This window comes from Limnochorda sp. L945t (assembly GCF_035593305.1).
GTDB lineage: Bacteria > Bacillota > Limnochordia > Limnochordales > Geochordaceae > Carboxydichorda > Carboxydichorda subterranea.
In genome coordinates this window covers 225358-243311 of sequence record NZ_CP141615.1, presented here as the reverse complement: position 1 = coordinate 243311, position 17954 = coordinate 225358, and the positions used below count along the sequence as shown (strand labels likewise).

Below are 17954 nucleotides of genomic sequence, written 5' to 3'. Positions count from 1 at the left end.
TCGCGTCTTACTCGGTCGAGAACCGAACGTCCACCTGTTGCCCCACCGGACGTACCGCCACGAACTGCTCCCGGCAAGAGCGGGCCAGGCGGTCCACCTCCATCGCCTCGTCTACCTGGCCGCTTGCCCGCAACAGCTCGGCGTACTCACCGAGCAGCTCCCGGATGTCCCGCTCCCCGGTATCGTCGATCGGCCCGAGCTGGACCCGGGCGCCCTTGGCAATGCGCCGGCGCAGCGCGTACTCGTCGAGGCCGATCTGAGGCGCCAGGCGCAGGTAGACCACGCCGCCGGTCATGCCCGAACAGATCCACGGGCCCGGATCCCCCAGTACCACGGCCCGCCCGTTGGTCATGTACTCGAAGGCGAACCCCTTGAGCTGGGCCGTGCTGGCCGCGCTCGCCCGCGAGTCGTCCAGGGGCACCCTCGGCATCGCTCCGAACACCACGTCGGCGCCGGAGAGGCGGATGGCGGCCCGGGAGTCGGCCTCACCCTGCACGAAGAAGCGGCCTCGCTGGGCGCCGTAGGCAAAGCTCTTGCCCACGCACCCGTTGACCCGCCGGCCGCCGGCCCCGACCCCCTTCAGCACCACGAGCCTGCCCCCGAGCGCGCACTTGCCCGCTCCGTCCTGCGCCCCTCCCTCGATGGTCACGTCCACGCCCTCCGTGTTGAACGCAGCGGCGCCGTTGCCCACCGAGGCAGCGCCCCGCACGGTGATGCGGGCCCCGCTCTGGTGCCAGCCGTTGGCCCGCCCTTCGAGGCCGAGCCGCAGGCGGGCCAGCTGGCCGGCCACCGGGGTCGCCAGGACCCGGTCGGAGCATGCCGCCCGGTCGGTCTCCCACTCGACCCGGTGGTCGCCCGCCAGGAGCCGCTCCCGGACTGCCACCGCTTGTTCCACCACCAAGGGGGAGCCGGCCGGCAGGCTGAGGCGCCCGGGTTCCGGGCGTTCGTTCGTGGCGGCGAGCGGCTGCGGCAGGCTCACGCCAGTATGGGCGACCGGTGCCCAGACCGCAGGCCGGAGGAGCTCCGAGAGGTCGACCCGGGAGTGGAGCGCCACCTGTTCGAGCAGGTCGACCCTCCCCACCAGGTCCTGCGTGCGCCGGGCCCCCAGCTGCCGGGTCAGCGTGGCCAGCTCCTCCCCCATCTGCTCGAGCAGCGAGGCCAGCTGCGCCGCGGCCCGCTCCTCGTCGCGAGGCACGAAGTGCTTGAGGCCCCGCTCCAGCGCTTCCCGCTCCTCCTCGATCTGCGTGGCGATGCCCACGTGACACGTGTCGAGCTGGCAGCCCCGGCATATGGTGCATCCGATGGCCACCATGGCGAGCGTGCCGAAGCCGACCCGGTTGGCGCCCAGGAGGATACTCTTCATGGCGTCCAGAGCGCTCTTCATGCCTCCGTCGGCCCAGATCTCGACCTGGTGGCGCAGCCCCGAAGCGACCAGGGCCCTGTGGGCCTCTGCGATGCCGATCTCGGCCGGCAGGCCCACGTGGCGGATGGCGTGCCGGCGGGCAGCACCGGTGCCGCCGTCGAAGCCGCTGAGGTTGATGACGTCGGCCCCCGCCTTGGCGATGCCTACCGCAATGGTGCCGATCCCCGGCACCACGGGTACCTTGACGGCGATCCGGGAGGCCGGGCTCACCGTCCGCAGTTCGTGGATGAGCTGGGCCAGGTCCTCGATGGAGTAAATGTCGTGGTTGTTGGAGGGAGAGATGAGGTCGACGCCTGCCCGGGCGTTGCGAGCCCGAGCCACCTTGGCCGACACCTTGCGCCCCGGCAGGTGCCCGCCCTCGCCCGGCTTGGCCCCCTGCCCGATCTTGATCTCGATGACCCAGGCGCCGTTGAGCATCTCGGCGTGAACGCCGAAACGGCCCGACGCCACCTGGATGCCGCGGTGGCGAGGCCAGCGGCCCACCAGGTCCGGAATCTCGCCGCCCTCACCGTTGAGGCAGACGATGTTGGCCCGCACCGCGGCCTCGAGGTACGCGCGGTAAGCCCGCTCCCCCTGCGACCCGAACGACATGGAGCTGATCACGAAAGGCAGCGAGTGTTCTCCGACGGAAAGGTCGACCGGCCCCTCGAGCGGGCTTCCCGAAGGGCGCAGAGCGAGCAGATGGCGCAGGGCCACCGGATGGGCCCGTTCGAGCTCTTCCATCTGGCGGGCGGCCGCCGCGTACGGGATGGCGCCTTCCGCAGCCTGGGCCAGCGCCTTCCAGATGCGAGGCCAGTAGTGGAACGGCCGCACCAGACGGGGTTCGGAGCCCCCCTCCCCGGTGGCGAGGGCCCGTCGTCGCTCCGTCGACTGCTCCAGTTCCTGGAACCCCACGCCCGCCCCGTCCGAGGCAGCGTATGCCTCGACCTCGAGCAACACTGCCAGCTCCGGCTTCAGCCCGATGCACGAGAAAAGGCGCGCGTAGCCCCGGATCTCGTGAATGCCCAGGGTGGAGATCACTTTCTCCATCCCTTTGTGCAGGGCCGAGAGGAGGTGGGCCACGCCCTGCTCGGCGCTCTGGCCCGCGGCCACGGCGCTGCGGGCGGCGAGCTCCACCATCATCCACGGCACGACCACGTCCGCGCCCAGGCCGAGGGCCAGCATGACGTCGTGAAGGTTGCGCAACGCTCCGCTGCGCACGACGATGCCGGCCCGCCGGCGTAAGCCCGCCGCCTGGCGTAGCGCCCGATCCACGAAGGCGACGACCAGATGGGGATCCATCCATGTGCCCGCCTCGTCCTCGAAGACCCCGCCGTCGTCCAGCACCACCAGGGCGCTGCCAGAAGAGACCGCTTCGGACGCCTGCCGGGCCGTGCGGTGCAAGGCCGCCACCGTGGTCTCGCCCCGCCGCCGGCGCACGGGCACCACCGTCGCGCAAAGCCCGGCCACGAGGTCAGGCCACGCCAGCGTCTCGAAAGAGGCCGCCACCCGCCGGGCGCTCTCCAGGTCAAGGGCACTCCCCTGGGGAGCGCCACCCACGCAGACGGGCAGCAGCAGCTCGATGGCTCCCGGACGGGCCGCCATGTCGCCATGGCCCCCTGCCGGCTTGAGAGCCGGCCTGCGCCCCACCACGACCCGCGTCGAGAAGTGTTCGATCTCCCGATCCCGGTCGATGGCCGGGTTGGTCACCACGGCCACGGTCTCTTTGAAGTAGTCGGCCAGGTTGTGCAGTTCAGGGGAGAGGGCGGCCAGCGGGGCGTCGTACCCGAGGGAGCCGATGGGCTCAGCGCCGCTCCGGGCCATGTCTTCCAGGATCTTGACGTCGTCCGCCTGCCACGCCCACGCCGCCATCAGCCGTTGGAGCACGGCTTCCTCGACCGGCCCGGGCTCGGAGCCGGCGCCGGCCGGCGAGGCAAACGCCCTGGCGGGAGAGATCCACCGGGCAAAGCCGCCGACAGCGCCAATTCGCCGCTTCCAGCGTTCCACGACCCACTCCTGCAGGTAGGGATAAGCGAGCACCCGCGCGCCGCCCGGCTCCAGCAACACCGCCATCTTCTCCCCCGGGCCGAGGGGCTTGGGGTCCGACACGAGTTCCCGCGTCGGTACGACCCCGGGCTCCGACGAGAAGACCACGACGTCTTGAGCCGGCACGTACCACAGCGGGCGAAGACCCAGGGCATCGGCGGCCATCACGGCCATGTCCCGGTGCCGGGCGAAGATGGCGGCCGGCCCTTGGGCAAAGGGGCCCCAGGCCTGGCGCAGGTACATGTAGTACTCCTGCCACTCGGCCGGATACCGCTTGATCTCGTTGAGAATGGGCGGGAAAAGGATTTCCAGGGTCTCCATCAGCGAATAGCCCATCCGGTGGAGCATCGCGTCGGCCGTACGGTTGAGGTTTTGGGAATCGCTCCCGCCCAGGATCGTGGGGATGCCGACCTGCTCCGCCTCCATCACCAGGCGCCGGATCGTGTTGATCTCCCCGTTGTGCGCGAGCACGGTGAACGGTTGCGCCCGATCGAAGGTCGGCATGGTGTTGGTGGAGTACCGGTTGTGGCCGATGGCCGCCCTCGTGGCGAAGGCCGGGTCCTGCAAGTCCGGGTAGAAGGCCTGCAGATGCCCCACGTCGCCCAGCACCTTGTAAACGACCGTGTGGGCGCTCATGGAGACGACGTGGACCGACTCGAACGCCCGCTCGAGCTCCAGCGACGACTCGAACAGGCGGCTGCCCACCAGGGCCGACAGCCGCCGCTGGGCCGACCCCAGCGTCCCGTCCCCTTCGAACGGGAGCAAGCCCGGGCGCCACCACCCGTCGACCCCCGGCGGGTCGACCATCAGGGCCAGCTGCCAGAACGCAGGCGCCTGCCTCCGCCCCCGGGGCCCCAGCGCCTCGACGACGGCACGGTCGAGGCACGATACGAGAAGGCGGATGCCGCGCCGGGCCAGGAAATGGCGTATCCGCTCGACGAGATCAGAGGAGGGAGACGAGACGAACAGATGGGCGACGGCAAAGGAAGGGTGCCGGGCCAGCTCCGGGTCGAGGCCGGCCTCTTCCAACCGCCCGGCCCACAGAGCTCGCGGGATGTCCGTCTGGATGCCGCAGCCGTCCCCCTCCCCCTCGACCGACCCGGACCGGTGGGCCAGCCGGCCGAGATAGGTCAGGACCCGTTCGAGGACCGCCCGATCGGGGCGGCCGTCCCTGGAGAAGACCGCGGCCAGCCCACAATTCCCATGCTCGTAGTGGCGGGCGTATTCGGCCGGGGCAGCTCCCGCCTGGCGCAGGGGCCACTGGGTCACGGCCATCACCTTCTCCGGCCGGGCCGTACCCGTAGAGAGGGAGAGGCCTTCGGCAACGGCGCGTGGGTCAAGACGAAAACCGGCGGGACGCCCTTTGACCCGCCCCACCGATACGCATGTCCGGGCCCGGCGCCTGCTCTACTCCGTCTCCCGCCCGTCGCGGGCCGTTCCCGGGTGGCTGCGAGTAGTTTTGGGGGTCATTCTAGCAGGCGCTCGCGCCAGGCACAACGGGTGCGGCTCATGTATACTGGATGTTTTTAGTGCTCTCGCAGTGCAAAAGCGCGGGCGGAGGGCCCACCACGATGGTGCACTCGCCCAGGGGCGGCGGCTCCGCCTGCTCGAAGCGCCGGGCGAGCTCGACCAGGCTCCCCCGGACGACCTCCTCGTGGACTTTGGTCAGCTCTCGCGCGCAGGCGGCCGGGCGCGCCCCTAGAACCTCTGCCATCGCCTGCAGGCTCGCCGCCAGACGGTGAGGAGCCTCGAAGAAGACGAGGGTGCCGGGGAGGTCCCGCAACGCCTCCAGCCGCTCTCGCCGGCGCTTGGGCTGGCGAGGCAAGAACCCCTCGAACCAGAAGCGCTGCCCCGGTAGCCCCGAGACCGCCAGAGCGGAGACCACGGCCGACGGACCGGGCACCACCCGCACGGCGATCCCGGAGGCGGCCGCCTCCCGCACCAGCTCCCAACCCGGGTCCGAGACGACCGGCATCCCGGCGTCGGTCACGAGAGCGAGCTGCAGCCCTTCGTGCAGCTTTTGCAGCAACAACGGCAGGCGATGGGCGGCGTTGTGCTCGTGGTAGCTGACCAGCCGCTTGCGGATGCCGAGGTGGTTGAGGAGCTTGAGGGCGCGGCGGGTATCCTCGCATGCCACCAGGTCGACCGCCTTGAGGGTCTCCACGAGGCGCAACGAAACGTCCTGCAGATTGCCGATGGGGGTCCCGCAGACCCACAGGATCCCGCTCAAGCGGCTGAAGGCCTCCGGTGACGCCTGCGCCGGCGCGGCCGCCTCCGGGTGGCCCCATCCGTGGCCGGCAATGCGGCCGCCGGGCCATCGGGGTCGGCGGATTCGCCCGGTGCCGGGCCCGGCGCTTGGCCATCGCCGCCACACCCGTTGAGCGGGCAGCCGGCAGGGCGGGCCGTGCCGTCGGCGCCCGTGGCCGCGGTGGTCACCGTAGCCGGCACGCGATCGAGCTCGTAGGCGAGGCAGCACATCAGGCGCCCGCACAGGCCCGAGAGCTTCTCCGGGTTGAGGGGAAGGCCCTGGTCCTTGGCCATGCGGATGGTGACGGGCCGGAACTCGGACAGGAAAGAGGCGCAGCAAACGGGCCGCCCGCACGGCCCGATCCCCCCGACCATCCGCGCGACGTCCCGGGCGCCGACCTGCCGCAAGTCGATCCGGGTGTGGAAGGTCGAAGCGAGATCCCGCACCAGCTCGCGAAAATCCACCCGCTCCGGAGCCGTGAAGTAGAAGGTGAGACGGGATCCGTCGAAACCGTACTCGGCGTCGACGATCCGCATGGGCAGGTGGTGCTGCTCCACCTTCTCCATCCCGAGGGCGAAAGCTTGCTGCTCCTTCTGCTGCCACTGGTCCCGCTGTGCGAGATCGCTCTCGGTCGCCAGGCGGACTACGGGACGAAGCGGCCACACGACCTTCTCCGCGACCACTTCCCGCGGCTCGACCACGACCTGCCCGGTCTCGAGCCCCCTCTGGGTTTCCACGACGACCCACGCCCCGCGGGTCAGGGGCAAATCCCGGGGATCGAAGTAGTAGACCCGGCCGGCGCGGCCCAACCGCACCGCTACGACGCGGACCGGTCCCCGCAGCTTGCCCGGCGCAGCACCATCCACGCCCAGTTGAGCGTCAACCGGCGGCTCGTGTACCGGGCGATCATCTCCCTCGCCCGGATCAAGGTCCGGAGCCCCTCCACAGCCCCCACCGGGCGGATCCGGCGGAGCAGCGCCTCCATCTCCTGATCGCCGGTCACGATGTCCGGTTGCTTCCCACCAAAGACCCACGCCGCCACATCCCGCCACAACCATATCATTGCAGCAAGGTTCTCGTCCACTTCGCCAGGATCGCCCCCTTCCAGTTCACGGGTCAACCGGTCGACCCGGGCCGGCGGCTGGACCAGGGCCTGGCGCAACCAGTCGATCGCGGTTTGGCGCCGCCGCAGCGCTCCCTCCCAGCCTTCCATGGCCCAGCCCGGACGTCCGGCCGATGCCAGGGCCCGGCGCCTGGCCTCTTCGGGGGCCAATCCGAGGCGCTCTTCGAGCGTCCTTGCGATGAGGGAGCGATCGACCGGTCCGAGGTAGAAAGGCAGGCAACGGGAGCGGATGGTCTCAGGCAGGGCGTCGACCTCTTCGGCCAGCAAGAAGAGCACCGTCTGGCCGGGCGGCTCTTCCAGGGACTTGAGGAAAGCGTTGGCCGCTTCGAGCGTGAGCCGGTCGGCCCGCTCCAGCGCCGCCACGGTCCACGCCCCCCGCTGGGGGGAAAGGCTCAGGCGCATCCGCAGGTCCCGTATCTGCTGAATGGTGATGTTGCCGGCCTCCGTGGAGGGGGCCACCCACACGACGTCCGGATGACGGCCCCGGGCCACCGCCTGGCATGCGTCGCAGCGCCCGCATGCCTCCCCGTCTTCGTCAGGCGCCTCACAGAGCAGGGCGGCCGCCACGGCCCTGGCCAGCGTCGCTTTCCCCACCCCGCGGGGCCCGTGGAGCAGGTAGGCCCCGCCGATGCGGCCACCTTGGATCGCGCGGCGAAACCACCCGACCGCCCGTGCATGCCCCACGATCGCAGACCACCGAACCGGTGCGGCAGGCGACGGCGCGTCAGCGGACAAGGTCGAGCAGCAGCCCCCGGATGTCGTCGAGCCGGGCCGCCAGCGCCAGAGCGGGCTGTTGGCGCGCCAGGACGTCCCGGACGAGCCGGTCGAGCGCTGCATCCACCTCCTGGATCACGGCATGCAGACGCCGCTGCCCCCGCCCGTCCACCGCGACCCGCCGGTCGACCCGGTACGTGCCGGCAAGGGCGAGCTCGAGCAGGCGCCGCACGGCCTGGCGATACGCGAAGACGGTCGCCTCGCCGGGCGAGCGGCGCAGCTCTCCCGCGCACCGGTCCACCTCGCGCAGCGCCTGCTCCATCTCCTGCCGCCGGCGACGCCGGTCGGCATCGGCCAGCTCCGTCCGGAAGACGCCGGCCGGCCGCTCGCCGCTCGCGGTCCTGGCCGTCGAGCCGGCCCGGGGCCGGCCTATCTGAGTGGGGCGGCGCCGCCGGGGAAGCCCCTCGATCCGTGCGCTTTCCATCGCGGCCGTCCTTCACGCAGGGCCTTCGCGGGCTAGATCCGCTCGAACCGGTCGACCCGCAACACGAAGATGGTGGCCGCTCCTACCTCGACGTCCCCCGCGCCTGCGGCCGCCTGGCGCCGGTGGCGGCAGGTCCGGCGGATGCACTCCACCGCCGCGTCGACCTGCGCATCCTCGAGGCCGATGAGGATGGTGGTGTTGCCCTGCCGGAGGAAGCCCCCCGTGCTCGCCAGCTTGGTGGCCCCGAAACCCTGATCCACCAAGCGCTGCATCAAGGGCCCGGCATCCTGGTCCTGCACGACGGCGATCAAGAGCTTCATGACAGGGCACCCGCCTCCTCCCCACCGTGGTTCGGCCGGGTCCGGCCGGTCACCTCCTGGAGCCGCCGGCCCAGGCGCTCCATGACCGCGGTTCGGACGAGCGCCTCCACCCGGTCCCGGCTCGACCCGGTCACGTCGAGGCGAACGATCCGCTCCGGATGGGCGGCGGCCAGAGCCAGGTATCCTTCGCGCACCCGCGCGAAAAACCCCTCGTCGCGCCCCTCGATCCGATCCCTGCGGGGGCGTTGCCGCCGCCCCGGAAGGACCCCGGAAGGCAGGTCGAGCCACAGCGTCAGGTCCGGCACCAGGCCTCCCGTGGCCAAACGGTTGAGCCGCTCGACCAGCTCGGCGTCGATCCCCAGCCCCCAAGCCTGGTACGCCACGGAGGAGTCGGCGAACCGCTCGGAGATCACCCACCGGCCCTCTTCGAGGGCAGGGCGCACCACCTCCGAGACGTGCTGCGCCCTGTCCGCCATCATCAACAGGAGCTCGGCCTCGGGAGCGAGGCGCACGCCGCGGCGCTCGTGACCCAGCACGATGGCCCGCATCCGCCGCCCGGCCGCCGTACCCCCGGGCTGCCGGGTGTGGAGCACCGGTACACCCTGGCGTTCGAGCCAGCGCGCGAGGCGCCGCGCCTGCGTCGACTTGCCGGTACCGTCGAGCCCCTCGAAGGTGATGAGCGCCCCCGGCGGCGCCCCCGCGGGGCTCATGGAACCTCCTCGGGGAGCACCATGACCCGCCGGTTGGGCTCCTCCCCGATGCTCGTCGAACGCAGGTGGTAGCGCTCGATGAGTTCGTGCTGGAGCTTGCGGATGTAGGCGGTGCGCGGCATCAGCTCCACCGGCCGGGCCGACTGGCGGGCCTGCTCCACGGCCCGTTGCGCTTCCAGCAGGGCGCTTGCTCCTTCGTCGGTCATGAACGTCTTCTCCAGGAACTGCTCCATCTGGGCCAGGGTGTTGGAGCGGATCACGTGGATCGGGAGCCCCCGGTGCTCGGCCTCCTTGAGGCGGCGCGGCATCTTGCGGTACTGCCCCTTGATGGTGAGCACCATGTCGGCGCCCTCCAGATCCTGCGTGATCTGGACCGGCACCGGGCAGACCGACAACGCCTTTTGCAGCCGGGTGGTGCTCACCGCGTACGGGTACAGCCGCACCGGACGGCTGCCTCCCCAAAGCCTGGAAGGGCTCGGCCCGCGCCATCCCGGTCCGCCTGCGCTCGCTGACGCCACAGGATCGCGGGAGATGCCGAATCCCCTGCCCCCGTTGGCTCCGGGAGCGGCGAACCGGCCCCCTGGCGTACCGGGCCCGTTGCCGTTGCCTGCAACTTTCCAGGTCTCGAACCGGGCCGCCTCGGGCGCCGGCGGCTCCTCAGGAGGAGGGTTTCCCCCCTGGTGCACCTCGATGGCTCCCTCGGGCCCGCGCACCCGGATCTCCGGGCTGGGCTCCATCCCCCGCAGCATCATGTCCACGACCGAGGCCACGTCCTTGTGGATGGCCAGGCGGTCCCGGTCCTGGATCTCGACCACCACGTCGAAGGTGGGCGGCGCCTTGCGCTCCAGCACGCTCTTTTGGGTGCCCCGCCGCTTCGCCTCCTCGTCGCTCAGGGTGACCACCTGGATGCCGCCCACCAGGTCGGAGAGGGTGGGGTTGAGCACCAGGTTGTCGAGGGTGTTGCCATGGGCGGTGGCCACCAGCTGGACGCCCCGCTCGGCGATGGTGCGCGCCGCCTGCGCCTCTTCCTCGGTGCCGATCTCGTCGATGACCACGACCTCGGGCATGTGGTTCTCGACGGCCTCGATCATGACCCTGGCCTGGAGGTCGACCCGCGGTACCTGCATCCGGCGGGCATGCCCGATGGCCGGGTGCGGCACGTCCCCATCCCCGGCGATCTCGTTGGAGGTGTCGACGACGATGACCCGCTTGGAGAAGTCGTCGGCGAGCACCCGCGCCACCTCGCGCAGCATCGTGGTCTTGCCGACGCCAGGGCGGCCCAGCAGCAGGATGTTGCGCCCCTCTTCCACGACGTCGCGGATGATGTCGATGGTGCCGAAGACGGCACGCCCGATGCGGCAGGTCAGCCCGATGATGGTGCCGTTGCGATTGCGGATCGCCGAGATGCGGTGCAGCGTGCGTTCGATGCCGGCACGGTTGTCCTGGCCGAACTGCCCCACCCGCTTGGTGACGTAATCGAGATCCTCCCGGGAGACGTAGTCGTCGCTCAGGTAGACGAAGCTGTCGGCAAAGCGCGCCTCGGGCTGGCGGCCCAGGTCGAGCACGATCTCGATCAGTTCGTGCAACCGGTCCATCGCCTCCAGCTCGGCGCGGATGTGCGGAGGCAACACCTCCAGGAGCTGGGCCAGATTGTCAACGACCTCGCGCCGTGCTGCAGCCTTCAGCAAATCGAGCCTTCACCACCGACAGGGGATATTGCGCCCTCACGCGGCGACCCATACCTCCCGACCCTCTGCGGGGCTGCCCCGCAGTACACCTCCGGCATGTCGCACATCCAGGGCGTACGCCACCGCCTCTTCCGTAATCTCCTCTCCGGGGGTGATGAGCGGGATCCCCGGAGGATAAGGAGCCACCACGCCGGCGCTGACATGACCCGAGGCCTGCGGCCACGGGAGACGCCGCGCCCGGTGTCGGGCCGCCTCTGCCGGCCGCATCACCCGGCGCCCGGGTGCAGGAAGGCGCGCCAGTGCCGGCAAGCGCCCCGTGGCGCCGGAGGGTGACCGGGCCGCCAGGGCCGTCAGGGCGCCTACCAGGCGATCGACGCTCCCGGCGTCGTCCGCACCCGTGAACAGGAAGACGATGTGGCGGGCCCCCGCCATCTCCGGCCAGACGCCCCAGGCGCCGACCAGCTCCGAAGCGGCCTGCCAGCCCGAAAGTCCCAGCCCTGCCACGTCTACCACGAGGCGAGTCTCATCGAGGGTGAACCCGGCCGGAAGCTCCTCCGGGGCCAGCACCCTCACTCCCCGCGCCTGCTGCAAGGCCCGGCGGGTCCCCCTGGCGAGCTCGACGGCGCGGGCCACGCGCCGTTGCCCGTGGCGCTGCATCTCCAGGCGAGCCGCGTCCAGCGAGGCGAGCAAGGCCGGCTGAGGGCTCGTGCTCTGCACCATCTCCAGCCACCGGGTCACCTCATCGATCCCCGGCTCGGCCGCCGCACCCGTCCAGTGCAGGAAAGCGGCCTGGGTCAGGGCGGGCAGCGTCTTGTGGGCGCCGTGCACCACGAGATGGGCGCCCGCGCCGATCCCGTGAGGAGGGGACGGGTCCGGGTAAAAGGCGAGGTGGGCTCCGTGGGCCTCGTCGACGATGAGGGGCGAGGGGTGCATGAAGCCGGCCAGATCCTGCAGCGGCGCGCAGATCCCGTGATAGGTCGGGCTGACCACCACCAGGGCGTCGAGGGGGGCATCTGTCGCCGCACGAAGATCCCGGACGTCCGGCGGAAGGGGGATATCCCAGCCCTCCAGCCATCGGCCGCCAATCACCACAGGGTCGAGATCGGCCAGCACGATGGCGTCCCACACCGAGCGATGCGCCAGCCTGGAGACCCCGATCCGTCCTCGCGGGCCCGAGCATGCCAGGATGCTGGCGACAACTCCTGCCGTGGCGCCGTTCCACAACAACCAGGAGTGCCGGGCGCCCCAGAGCCGGGCTACCAGGCCGGATGCCACCTCCGCCACCGCTCGCAGGTCATGACCGCGGTCGGGGGCCCAGACGGCATCGCCTCCGTCCCAGGCCCACGGGAACCCGCCGCCGGGCAAGACGCCGGCCGCTTCGATCCAGCGGCCGCGCTTGTGCCCGGGGGTATGAAATACGGCGGGCGCGCGCCCCGCCGCCTCTGCCAGCGCCTCCACCAGGGGTGCCGTCTCCGTCAATGCCCGGCCTGTCCGTGCGCTCAAACTCGGCGCATCGCCTCCACGCCTTCACTTTACCAGCCGCACGCCCCCGGGTAAAGCCGTGCCCCGTTACGGCTCCATTGAACTCCTGTAAAGCCGGGCACCGGGCCGGGAAGCCCCGGCAACGCCGTCATGGCCCGCCCCCCTTCGTTGACACGTCCCGCCCGGGTAGGTACCATGGCGGCCGGTGCAGAGCGTATCCCGTCACCGACCCCGGATCGGATGGGAGCCAGAGCGAGCATGCACGCCGTTACGCCACCCTCCGCCGCCCCGCCGCAGCCGGCCGCCCGGTTACCCTTGCCGCGCAAGCCTGCAGCGCTCGCCGTTCCCCTCGTCTACGCCGCCGCCATCCTGGCGGCCGGCGCCGTCCCGCCGGCCCGGCAGCTGCTCTGGCTCACCCTGGCCGCTGCCGGTGCCTGCGCCGCTGCCACGGCCATCAACCGGGTCGTGGACGCTGACGTCGACCGGGTCGAGCGGCGCTCAGCGGGCGGGTCCACTGCCTCCCCTCGCCCGGTGGACTCGGGCCGGGCCTTGCTGGTCGCGCTGTCGGGTACGCTCCTGCTCCTCGTTGCGGCGGGCCAGCTCAACGCGCTCGCGTTGTGGCTTTCTCCGATCCCCGTGCTCGCGTTCGTCGTGGTGCCGCATACCCGGCGCTGGACGTGGGCGTACCGCGCCTTCCTGGGGCTGGCGCAGGCGACCGGGCCTGCCGGCGGGTGGGTAGCGATCCGCGCGGCCGTCGAGGGGCCCACGTGGCTGCTGGGCCTGGCGGCCGGTCTCTGGGTCTCGGGCCTCGATCTTCTCCACGCGCCGCCGGACGACGCAGGCGACCGAGAGCAGGGGACTCCGTGGCTGCCCCGGCACCCGGGCCCTCGTGGCGCCGTGGCCGTGGCCCGGTGGGCGCACGCCGCCGCCGTACTTGCGTGGGTGATGGCCGGATGGGCAACGGGCCGGGCCGGCTGGTACTTCGGGGGCGTGGCTCTCAGCGCGCTCCTCCTCGCCTGGCAGCATGCCCGTTTGACCCTGTCCCTGCCCCACGTTTCCCGGCCGCGGCGTGCGTGGAGTCCCGGGGGATCCGTGAGCCTGGTCATCCTCGCCGCGACGGTCCTGGACGTTCACTTCTACGGCTGAGGCGGGCTCTCGGTCGACGCAGGGTCCGGACCGTCCGGCTCGCCGCGGCGACCTCCCCGCAGGCGTGCCGCCATCCGCATGAGGTAGACGTAGCGGCGCTCCGCCGCATGCATGGCGTAGATGGCATGGTCGATGAGGTCGGGGTCGGTCACCGCGTCGAACTCGTTTCGGGCGGCGAGCCAGTCCCGGCGTGCCTTGTCGATCATGGCGACCAGGTCGTCGGGCACGGGCGGGCGCCAGTTCTCCACGTGTGCCATCCGATGGACCACCCCGGTTGCCGAGTGGTGAGCGACCGCCGGGCGTGCCCCCGGCGCGCCCGGCGGTACACTCTATGCCCCCGGGGCCTGTCTATGCCGTGCCCGCTTCACGGAAAAGCACGGAGCCTGGCAGGAGCAGAGGAAGGACGGGTGACCTTCCGAGCTCAGAGCTCCCGGCGCCCCTCCAGGGCGCGCGCGAGCGTCAGCTCGTCGAGATACTCGAGGTCCCCTCCGACCGGCATACCGTGGGCCATACGGGTCACCTTGACCCCGAGCGGCTTGAGCAGGCGGGCCAGGTACATGGCGGTCGCCTCCCCCTCGACGTTGGGGTCGGTGGCCAGGACGACTTCTCGCACCTGGCCTCCCTGCAAGCGGGCCAGGAGCTCCTTGATGCGCAGGGACTCGGGGCCGATGCCTTCCATGGGCGAAATCGCCCCGTGCAGGACATGGTAAAGCCCCTTGAAGGCGCGGGTGCGTTCCATGGCCACCACGTCCTTGGGCTCCTCCACCACGCAGAGGACGGCCCGGTCGCGGCCCGAGTTGGGCTGGCACAAGCGGCACGGGTCGACGTCGGTGAAATTGAAGCAGACGGAACACTGGCGGGTGTTCTCCCGGGCCTGGACGATGGCGTCGGCCAGCCGGTGAGCCTGCTCGCTGCTCATCCGCACGATGAAGTACGCGAGCCGCTGCGCCGTCTTCGGGCCGATGCCGGGCAGGCGCGTCAGCTCGTCCACGAGCCGGGCGATGGGTCGTGCGTACTCCATGCCGGGCGCGCTATCCCGTCAGTCCCGGCACGCCGGGCAATCCGAGGTCGGCGTACAGTCGTGCCATGGCCTGCTCCGTCATCGCCTTGGACTGGCGCAGCGCCTCGTTGACCGCCGCCACCACCAGGTCCTGCAGCATCTCCAGGTCAGAAGGGTCCGCGGCGGCCGGATCGATGCGTACCGAGCGCAACCGCCCGCTGCCGTCCACGACGGCCGTCACGGCGCCTCCCCCTGAGGAGGCTTCGACCGTGCGCTCGGCCAGTTCCTCCTGGAGCTTCTGCAGCTCTTGCTGCAGCTTCTGCATCTGCTTCATCGCCTTGGCCACGTTGAACGGGCCTCCGAAACCCTGGGGCATGCTCGCTCACGCTCCTTCCTGGCGGGCCTCGCCGGGCGAGTGGGGCCTCCCGTGCCCGGCCGCCTGCTCGCCGCCCTCGTCTGCCCCGGCCGCCGCGGCCGCCTCTCCCGGCGGCTCCTCGAACTCCTTGATGATACGGGCGCCCAGGATCTGCAGCACTGCCGCCAGTGTAGCCTCGTCGAACGGCTCCGATGCGCCGGCGGCCTGATGCGGCTTGCCCGGCGCCCGCCGCTCCCGGCTGGCGGCGGAGCGACCCCTTCCCGGGGACGCCCCGGAAGGCTTCGGTACGGGAGCCTCGTCTCCCTCGGCCTCACCGGGCGGTCCGGCGCCGGAGGCCGGCGGGCCGGGCGGAGGGGGCGGAGGGGGTGCGAGGGGAGGGGGCGGCGGGACCGCCGAGAACGGGACGGTCGCCGGGCGAGGGCTCGCTCCCTGCGACTGCGGAGCGGGGGCGCCGCTCGCAACCGTGGGCTGACCTGCCGGGACATGGGGCGCAGCCTGCACCGGCGCCGCCCCGGCAGATTCGCCGGCCGGCGGCTCGCCGGCCGGCTCCTCCTCCGCCACGCCGTCGAGAATCTCGGTCCGGAGGGTGACGGGGCGGCCGAACAGCCGCCCCAGAACCTTCTCCACGGCCTCCCGCGCCCTGGCGTCGCCCTCGACGGCGCTGCGGTGGAACGCGCGACCCGGCGGAAACCCCACGGTGATCTCGTCGCCGTCGACCCGCACGGGCCGGCCTTCCCTGAGCAGCGCCCCCACCCGAGCCGCAGCCGGCCGTTGCTGGTTGCGTAGCGCCGCCAGCACCTCGTTCCAGCGCCGCTGGACCTCGTCGATGACCAGGGCGGGACGCTCTCGATGAACAGCCGCCCTGGACGAGCGGTGGGATTCGGCCTTGCGGGCGCCTTCTTCAGGCGCCTGCCGCTCCAGGGGCTCTTTGGGCCGCGGCGCGGAAGCGGCGCGGCCCCGGGCTACCGGCACCGCTGCCGGCGGCGAAACGGGCCCGGCCGCGGGCGGTGATGCGGCCGGCCGTTCGCCCGGCGCGGCCAGGCGCATCACCGCGAGCTCGAGGGCGATGCGGGGATCGGGCGCCCAGCGCATCTGGGGCTCCGCCGCCAGCAGTGCGTCCATGGCCGCTACGAGCCGCTCGACGGCGACCGCCTTCGCCAGGTCACCCACCCGAGGGAAGGCCGGCGAGCCGGCCCGCTCCCCGCCGCCTCCCATCATGCGGGCCGTGGCCACCTCCCGCAGGTAAGCAAGCAGGTCCCGCGCCACGAGGCGACTATCGAGTCCCTTCTCGCTGACCAGCCTATCCAGGATCGCCAGGGCATCGGAGGCCCGGCCCTCGACGTAGGCGGCCGCGAGGTCGGCCAGCGCCTCGGGACCTACCAGGCCCAGCACGTCGGCCACCGTCTGCACGTCGAGCCCCTCGGGCCGGTAGGCCATGCACTGCTCCAGCATCGAGAGGGCATCCCGGGCTCCGCCGTCGGCGTGGCGGGCAATGAGCTGGAGGGCCGCCGGCTCGGCCGGGACCCCCTCCCTTTTGGCGACCGCCGCCAGGTGCCCGGCGAGCTCCTCCACCGAGAGCCTGCGGAAATCGAAGCGCTGGCAGCGGGAGAGGATGGTGGGAAGCACCCGTTGCGGATCGGTGGTGGCGAAGATGAAGACGACGTGCGAGGGCGGCTCCTCCAGCATCTTGAGCAGGGCGTTGAACGCCTCGTTGGTGAGCATGTGGACTTCGTCGATGATGTAGACCTTGTAGCGAGCCCGCGCCGGCGCGTAGCGGATACGCTCCCGCAGCTCCCGGATCTCGTCGATGCCGCGGTTGGAGGCGCCGTCGATCTCCATCACGTCGAGCGAGCTGCCCTCCGTGATCGCGACACACGACGGGCATTCGTTGCACGGCTCGGGAGTGGGCCCCCGGTCGCAGTTGAGACCTTTGGCGAGCAGCCGGGCCACCGTCGTCTTGCCCGTGCCGCGCGGGCCCGCGAAGAGGTACGCGTGGGCCACACGGCCCCGCGCCAGGGCGCGGGTGAGGGTCTGGACCACGTGTTCCTGGCCGATGACGTCGGCGAAACGCTGGGGTCGCCACTTGCGATAAAGAGTTCGATGCACGCTCGTCTCCCCGCGAGCGAAAGGGCCCGGGTCGTCAGGAGCGGCCCGGGCCCTTTCCCTACCAAGAAGGCCGTGCACCCGTCGTTGACGGCGCTCCTCCGGGCGATACCCCGGTCGACGGCTCGGGCCAGGCACCCTTGCGGCACCCAGGGCGGCTCACTTACCGTTGCTTCCTTCCGGACCTGGCGGGGTTCATGAGTCCCTGCTGCGCAAGACCCGGCCGTCAACGCCACGTGCCGGGGCCGGACCCCACAGGAGCCCGCCGCGGACGGGAATTCGACCCCGCTATAGCGGATTGCGGGTGCAGGGCACCGCTACCTCCCCGTCTAGCACGGCCAAACGTGCCACCCGTCCCTGAGGGCGGGTCCCATTATAGCATGGGGTGGCAGCCGGGGTCACAGGCTGCCAGGAGGGCATCCTCTCCGCAGGCGGTAACGTTACCCGACCGTTTGGGCGGCCGCCGGCTTCGAGCCCGCGGTTCAGGCGCGGGCCTTGTGGAGGCTTCGCATCAACGCCTGGTAGTGCCCCGGCGCCATCGTCGCTTCGCTCAGCCGGCCGAGGTCGATCCAGCGCACCTCGTCCACCTCGTCCTTCTGGGCCGTGGGTTGGCTGGCCTCGGGCCGGACGAGATAGTAGAACCGCAGCGAGTTGAAGGCATGCTGGAAAAAGGCGATGAAGCCCTGGTCGAACGCGACGAACTCCCCTACGGCCACGGGGAGCCCCGTCTCCTCCTGGTACTCCCTGGCCAGCCCTTCCTCCAGCGTCTCCCACGGCGCCACGGCCCCTCCCGGCAACTCCCAGTAGCCGCTGAAGTGAGACCGGGCGACCAGGACCTGCCCGTCCTGCAGCGCAATGCCGTAGGCGGCCGGGCGAAACCGCAAGGTCTGTGCCGGGAAGCGCCGCAACTCGCCGCGCACGGTCCGGCAGACCACCGTCTTGTCGGGCGCCTTCATGCTGTAGCCAGCACCTGCCCCGCCGCATAACTTTGGCTCCACTATACACCCGCAGGACATCCGGACCACTGCCCCCGGGGAGACGTGTCAAGGCCGGGTGCCCCTGGCGCGGGGGCCATGCTATCGCTAGAGTTGTGCCGACGGCTCGATGTTTGG

The 17954-nt window shown here is 71.5% G+C and carries 15 protein-coding genes and 1 other RNA gene; 1 reads left to right on the top strand and 15 read right to left on the bottom strand.

The window, feature by feature from the left end:
* Positions 1 to 7 precede the first annotated feature (7 nt).
* From U7230_RS01040 to U7230_RS01000, 9 genes are all read right to left on the bottom strand, one after another.
* Positions 8 to 4717 carry a glutamate synthase-related protein gene (locus U7230_RS01040; protein WP_324716904.1) on the bottom strand — a complete coding sequence of 1570 codons (4710 nt, stop codon included), beginning with the start codon at positions 4715 to 4717 and terminating at the stop codon, positions 8 to 10.
* 238 nt (positions 4718 to 4955) lie between these two features.
* Positions 4956 to 5678 carry a 16S rRNA (cytidine(1402)-2'-O)-methyltransferase gene (rsmI, locus tag U7230_RS01035; RefSeq protein ID WP_324716903.1) on the bottom strand — a complete coding sequence of 241 codons (723 nt, stop codon included), beginning with the start codon at positions 5676 to 5678 and terminating at the stop codon, positions 4956 to 4958.
* On the bottom strand, positions 5675 to 6562 hold the full coding sequence (locus U7230_RS01030; RefSeq protein WP_324716902.1) for a PSP1 domain-containing protein: 888 nt from the start codon (positions 6560 to 6562) through the stop codon (positions 5675 to 5677). Before U7230_RS01030 ends, rsmI begins: the two co-directional genes overlap by 4 nt.
* Positions 6514 to 7503, bottom strand: coding sequence for a DNA polymerase III subunit delta' (gene holB / locus U7230_RS01025; RefSeq protein ID WP_324716901.1), 990 nt, complete (start codon positions 7501 to 7503; stop codon positions 6514 to 6516). Before holB ends, U7230_RS01030 begins: the two co-directional genes overlap by 49 nt.
* A 40-nt stretch (positions 7504 to 7543) precedes the next feature.
* Positions 7544 to 8017 (bottom strand): YaaR family protein, encoded by a 474-nt coding sequence (locus tag U7230_RS01020; RefSeq protein WP_324716900.1) that lies wholly within the window; start codon positions 8015 to 8017, stop codon positions 7544 to 7546.
* A gap of 32 nt (positions 8018 to 8049) precedes the next feature.
* Positions 8050 to 8337 (bottom strand): cyclic-di-AMP receptor, encoded by a 288-nt coding sequence (locus tag U7230_RS01015; RefSeq protein ID WP_324716899.1) that lies wholly within the window; start codon positions 8335 to 8337, stop codon positions 8050 to 8052.
* Entirely contained in the window at positions 8334 to 9047 is a 714-nt protein-coding gene (gene tmk, locus U7230_RS01010) for a dTMP kinase (RefSeq protein ID WP_324716898.1), read from the bottom strand. Before tmk ends, U7230_RS01015 begins: the two co-directional genes overlap by 4 nt.
* Complete coding sequence (locus tag U7230_RS01005) at positions 9044 to 10735, bottom strand: R3H domain-containing nucleic acid-binding protein (protein WP_324716897.1); 1692 nt, start codon at positions 10733 to 10735, stop codon at positions 9044 to 9046. The genes tmk and U7230_RS01005 overlap by 4 nt, the downstream gene beginning before the upstream one ends.
* A gap of 36 nt (positions 10736 to 10771) precedes the next feature.
* Entirely contained in the window at positions 10772 to 12238 is a 1467-nt protein-coding gene (locus tag U7230_RS01000) for an aminotransferase class I/II-fold pyridoxal phosphate-dependent enzyme (protein WP_324716896.1), read from the bottom strand.
* A 237-nt stretch (positions 12239 to 12475) separates the two neighbouring features.
* Between U7230_RS01000 and U7230_RS00995 the strand changes: the two genes are divergently transcribed.
* Entirely contained in the window at positions 12476 to 13363 is an 888-nt protein-coding gene (locus U7230_RS00995; protein WP_324716895.1) for a UbiA family prenyltransferase, read from the top strand.
* On the opposite strand, the gene U7230_RS00990 is transcribed toward U7230_RS00995, so the two are convergent.
* From U7230_RS00990 to U7230_RS00965, 6 genes are all read right to left on the bottom strand, one after another.
* On the bottom strand, positions 13354 to 13620 hold the full coding sequence (locus U7230_RS00990) for a YaaL family protein (RefSeq protein ID WP_324716894.1): 267 nt from the start codon (positions 13618 to 13620) through the stop codon (positions 13354 to 13356). The two genes, U7230_RS00995 and U7230_RS00990, sit on opposite strands and share 10 nt — an antisense overlap.
* A gap of 164 nt (positions 13621 to 13784) precedes the next feature.
* Positions 13785 to 14384, bottom strand: coding sequence for a recombination mediator RecR (recR, locus tag U7230_RS00985; protein ID WP_324716893.1), 600 nt, complete (start codon positions 14382 to 14384; stop codon positions 13785 to 13787).
* Between the two features lie 10 nt (positions 14385 to 14394).
* A complete protein-coding gene (locus tag U7230_RS00980; protein ID WP_324716892.1) occupies positions 14395 to 14739 on the bottom strand; it encodes a YbaB/EbfC family nucleoid-associated protein in 345 nt (114 codons plus the stop codon).
* Between the two features lie 6 nt (positions 14740 to 14745).
* Positions 14746 to 16845 (bottom strand): DNA polymerase III subunit gamma/tau, encoded by a 2100-nt coding sequence (gene dnaX / locus U7230_RS00975; protein WP_324716891.1) that lies wholly within the window; start codon positions 16843 to 16845, stop codon positions 14746 to 14748.
* Positions 16846 to 16915: 70 nt separating this feature from the next.
* An RNA gene (gene ffs, locus U7230_RS00970) (signal recognition particle sRNA large type) lies at positions 16916 to 17180 on the bottom strand.
* 144 nt (positions 17181 to 17324) lie between these two features.
* Complete coding sequence (locus U7230_RS00965; RefSeq protein ID WP_324716890.1) at positions 17325 to 17798, bottom strand: NUDIX hydrolase; 474 nt, start codon at positions 17796 to 17798, stop codon at positions 17325 to 17327.
* Between the last annotated feature and the right edge of the window lie 156 nt (positions 17799 to 17954).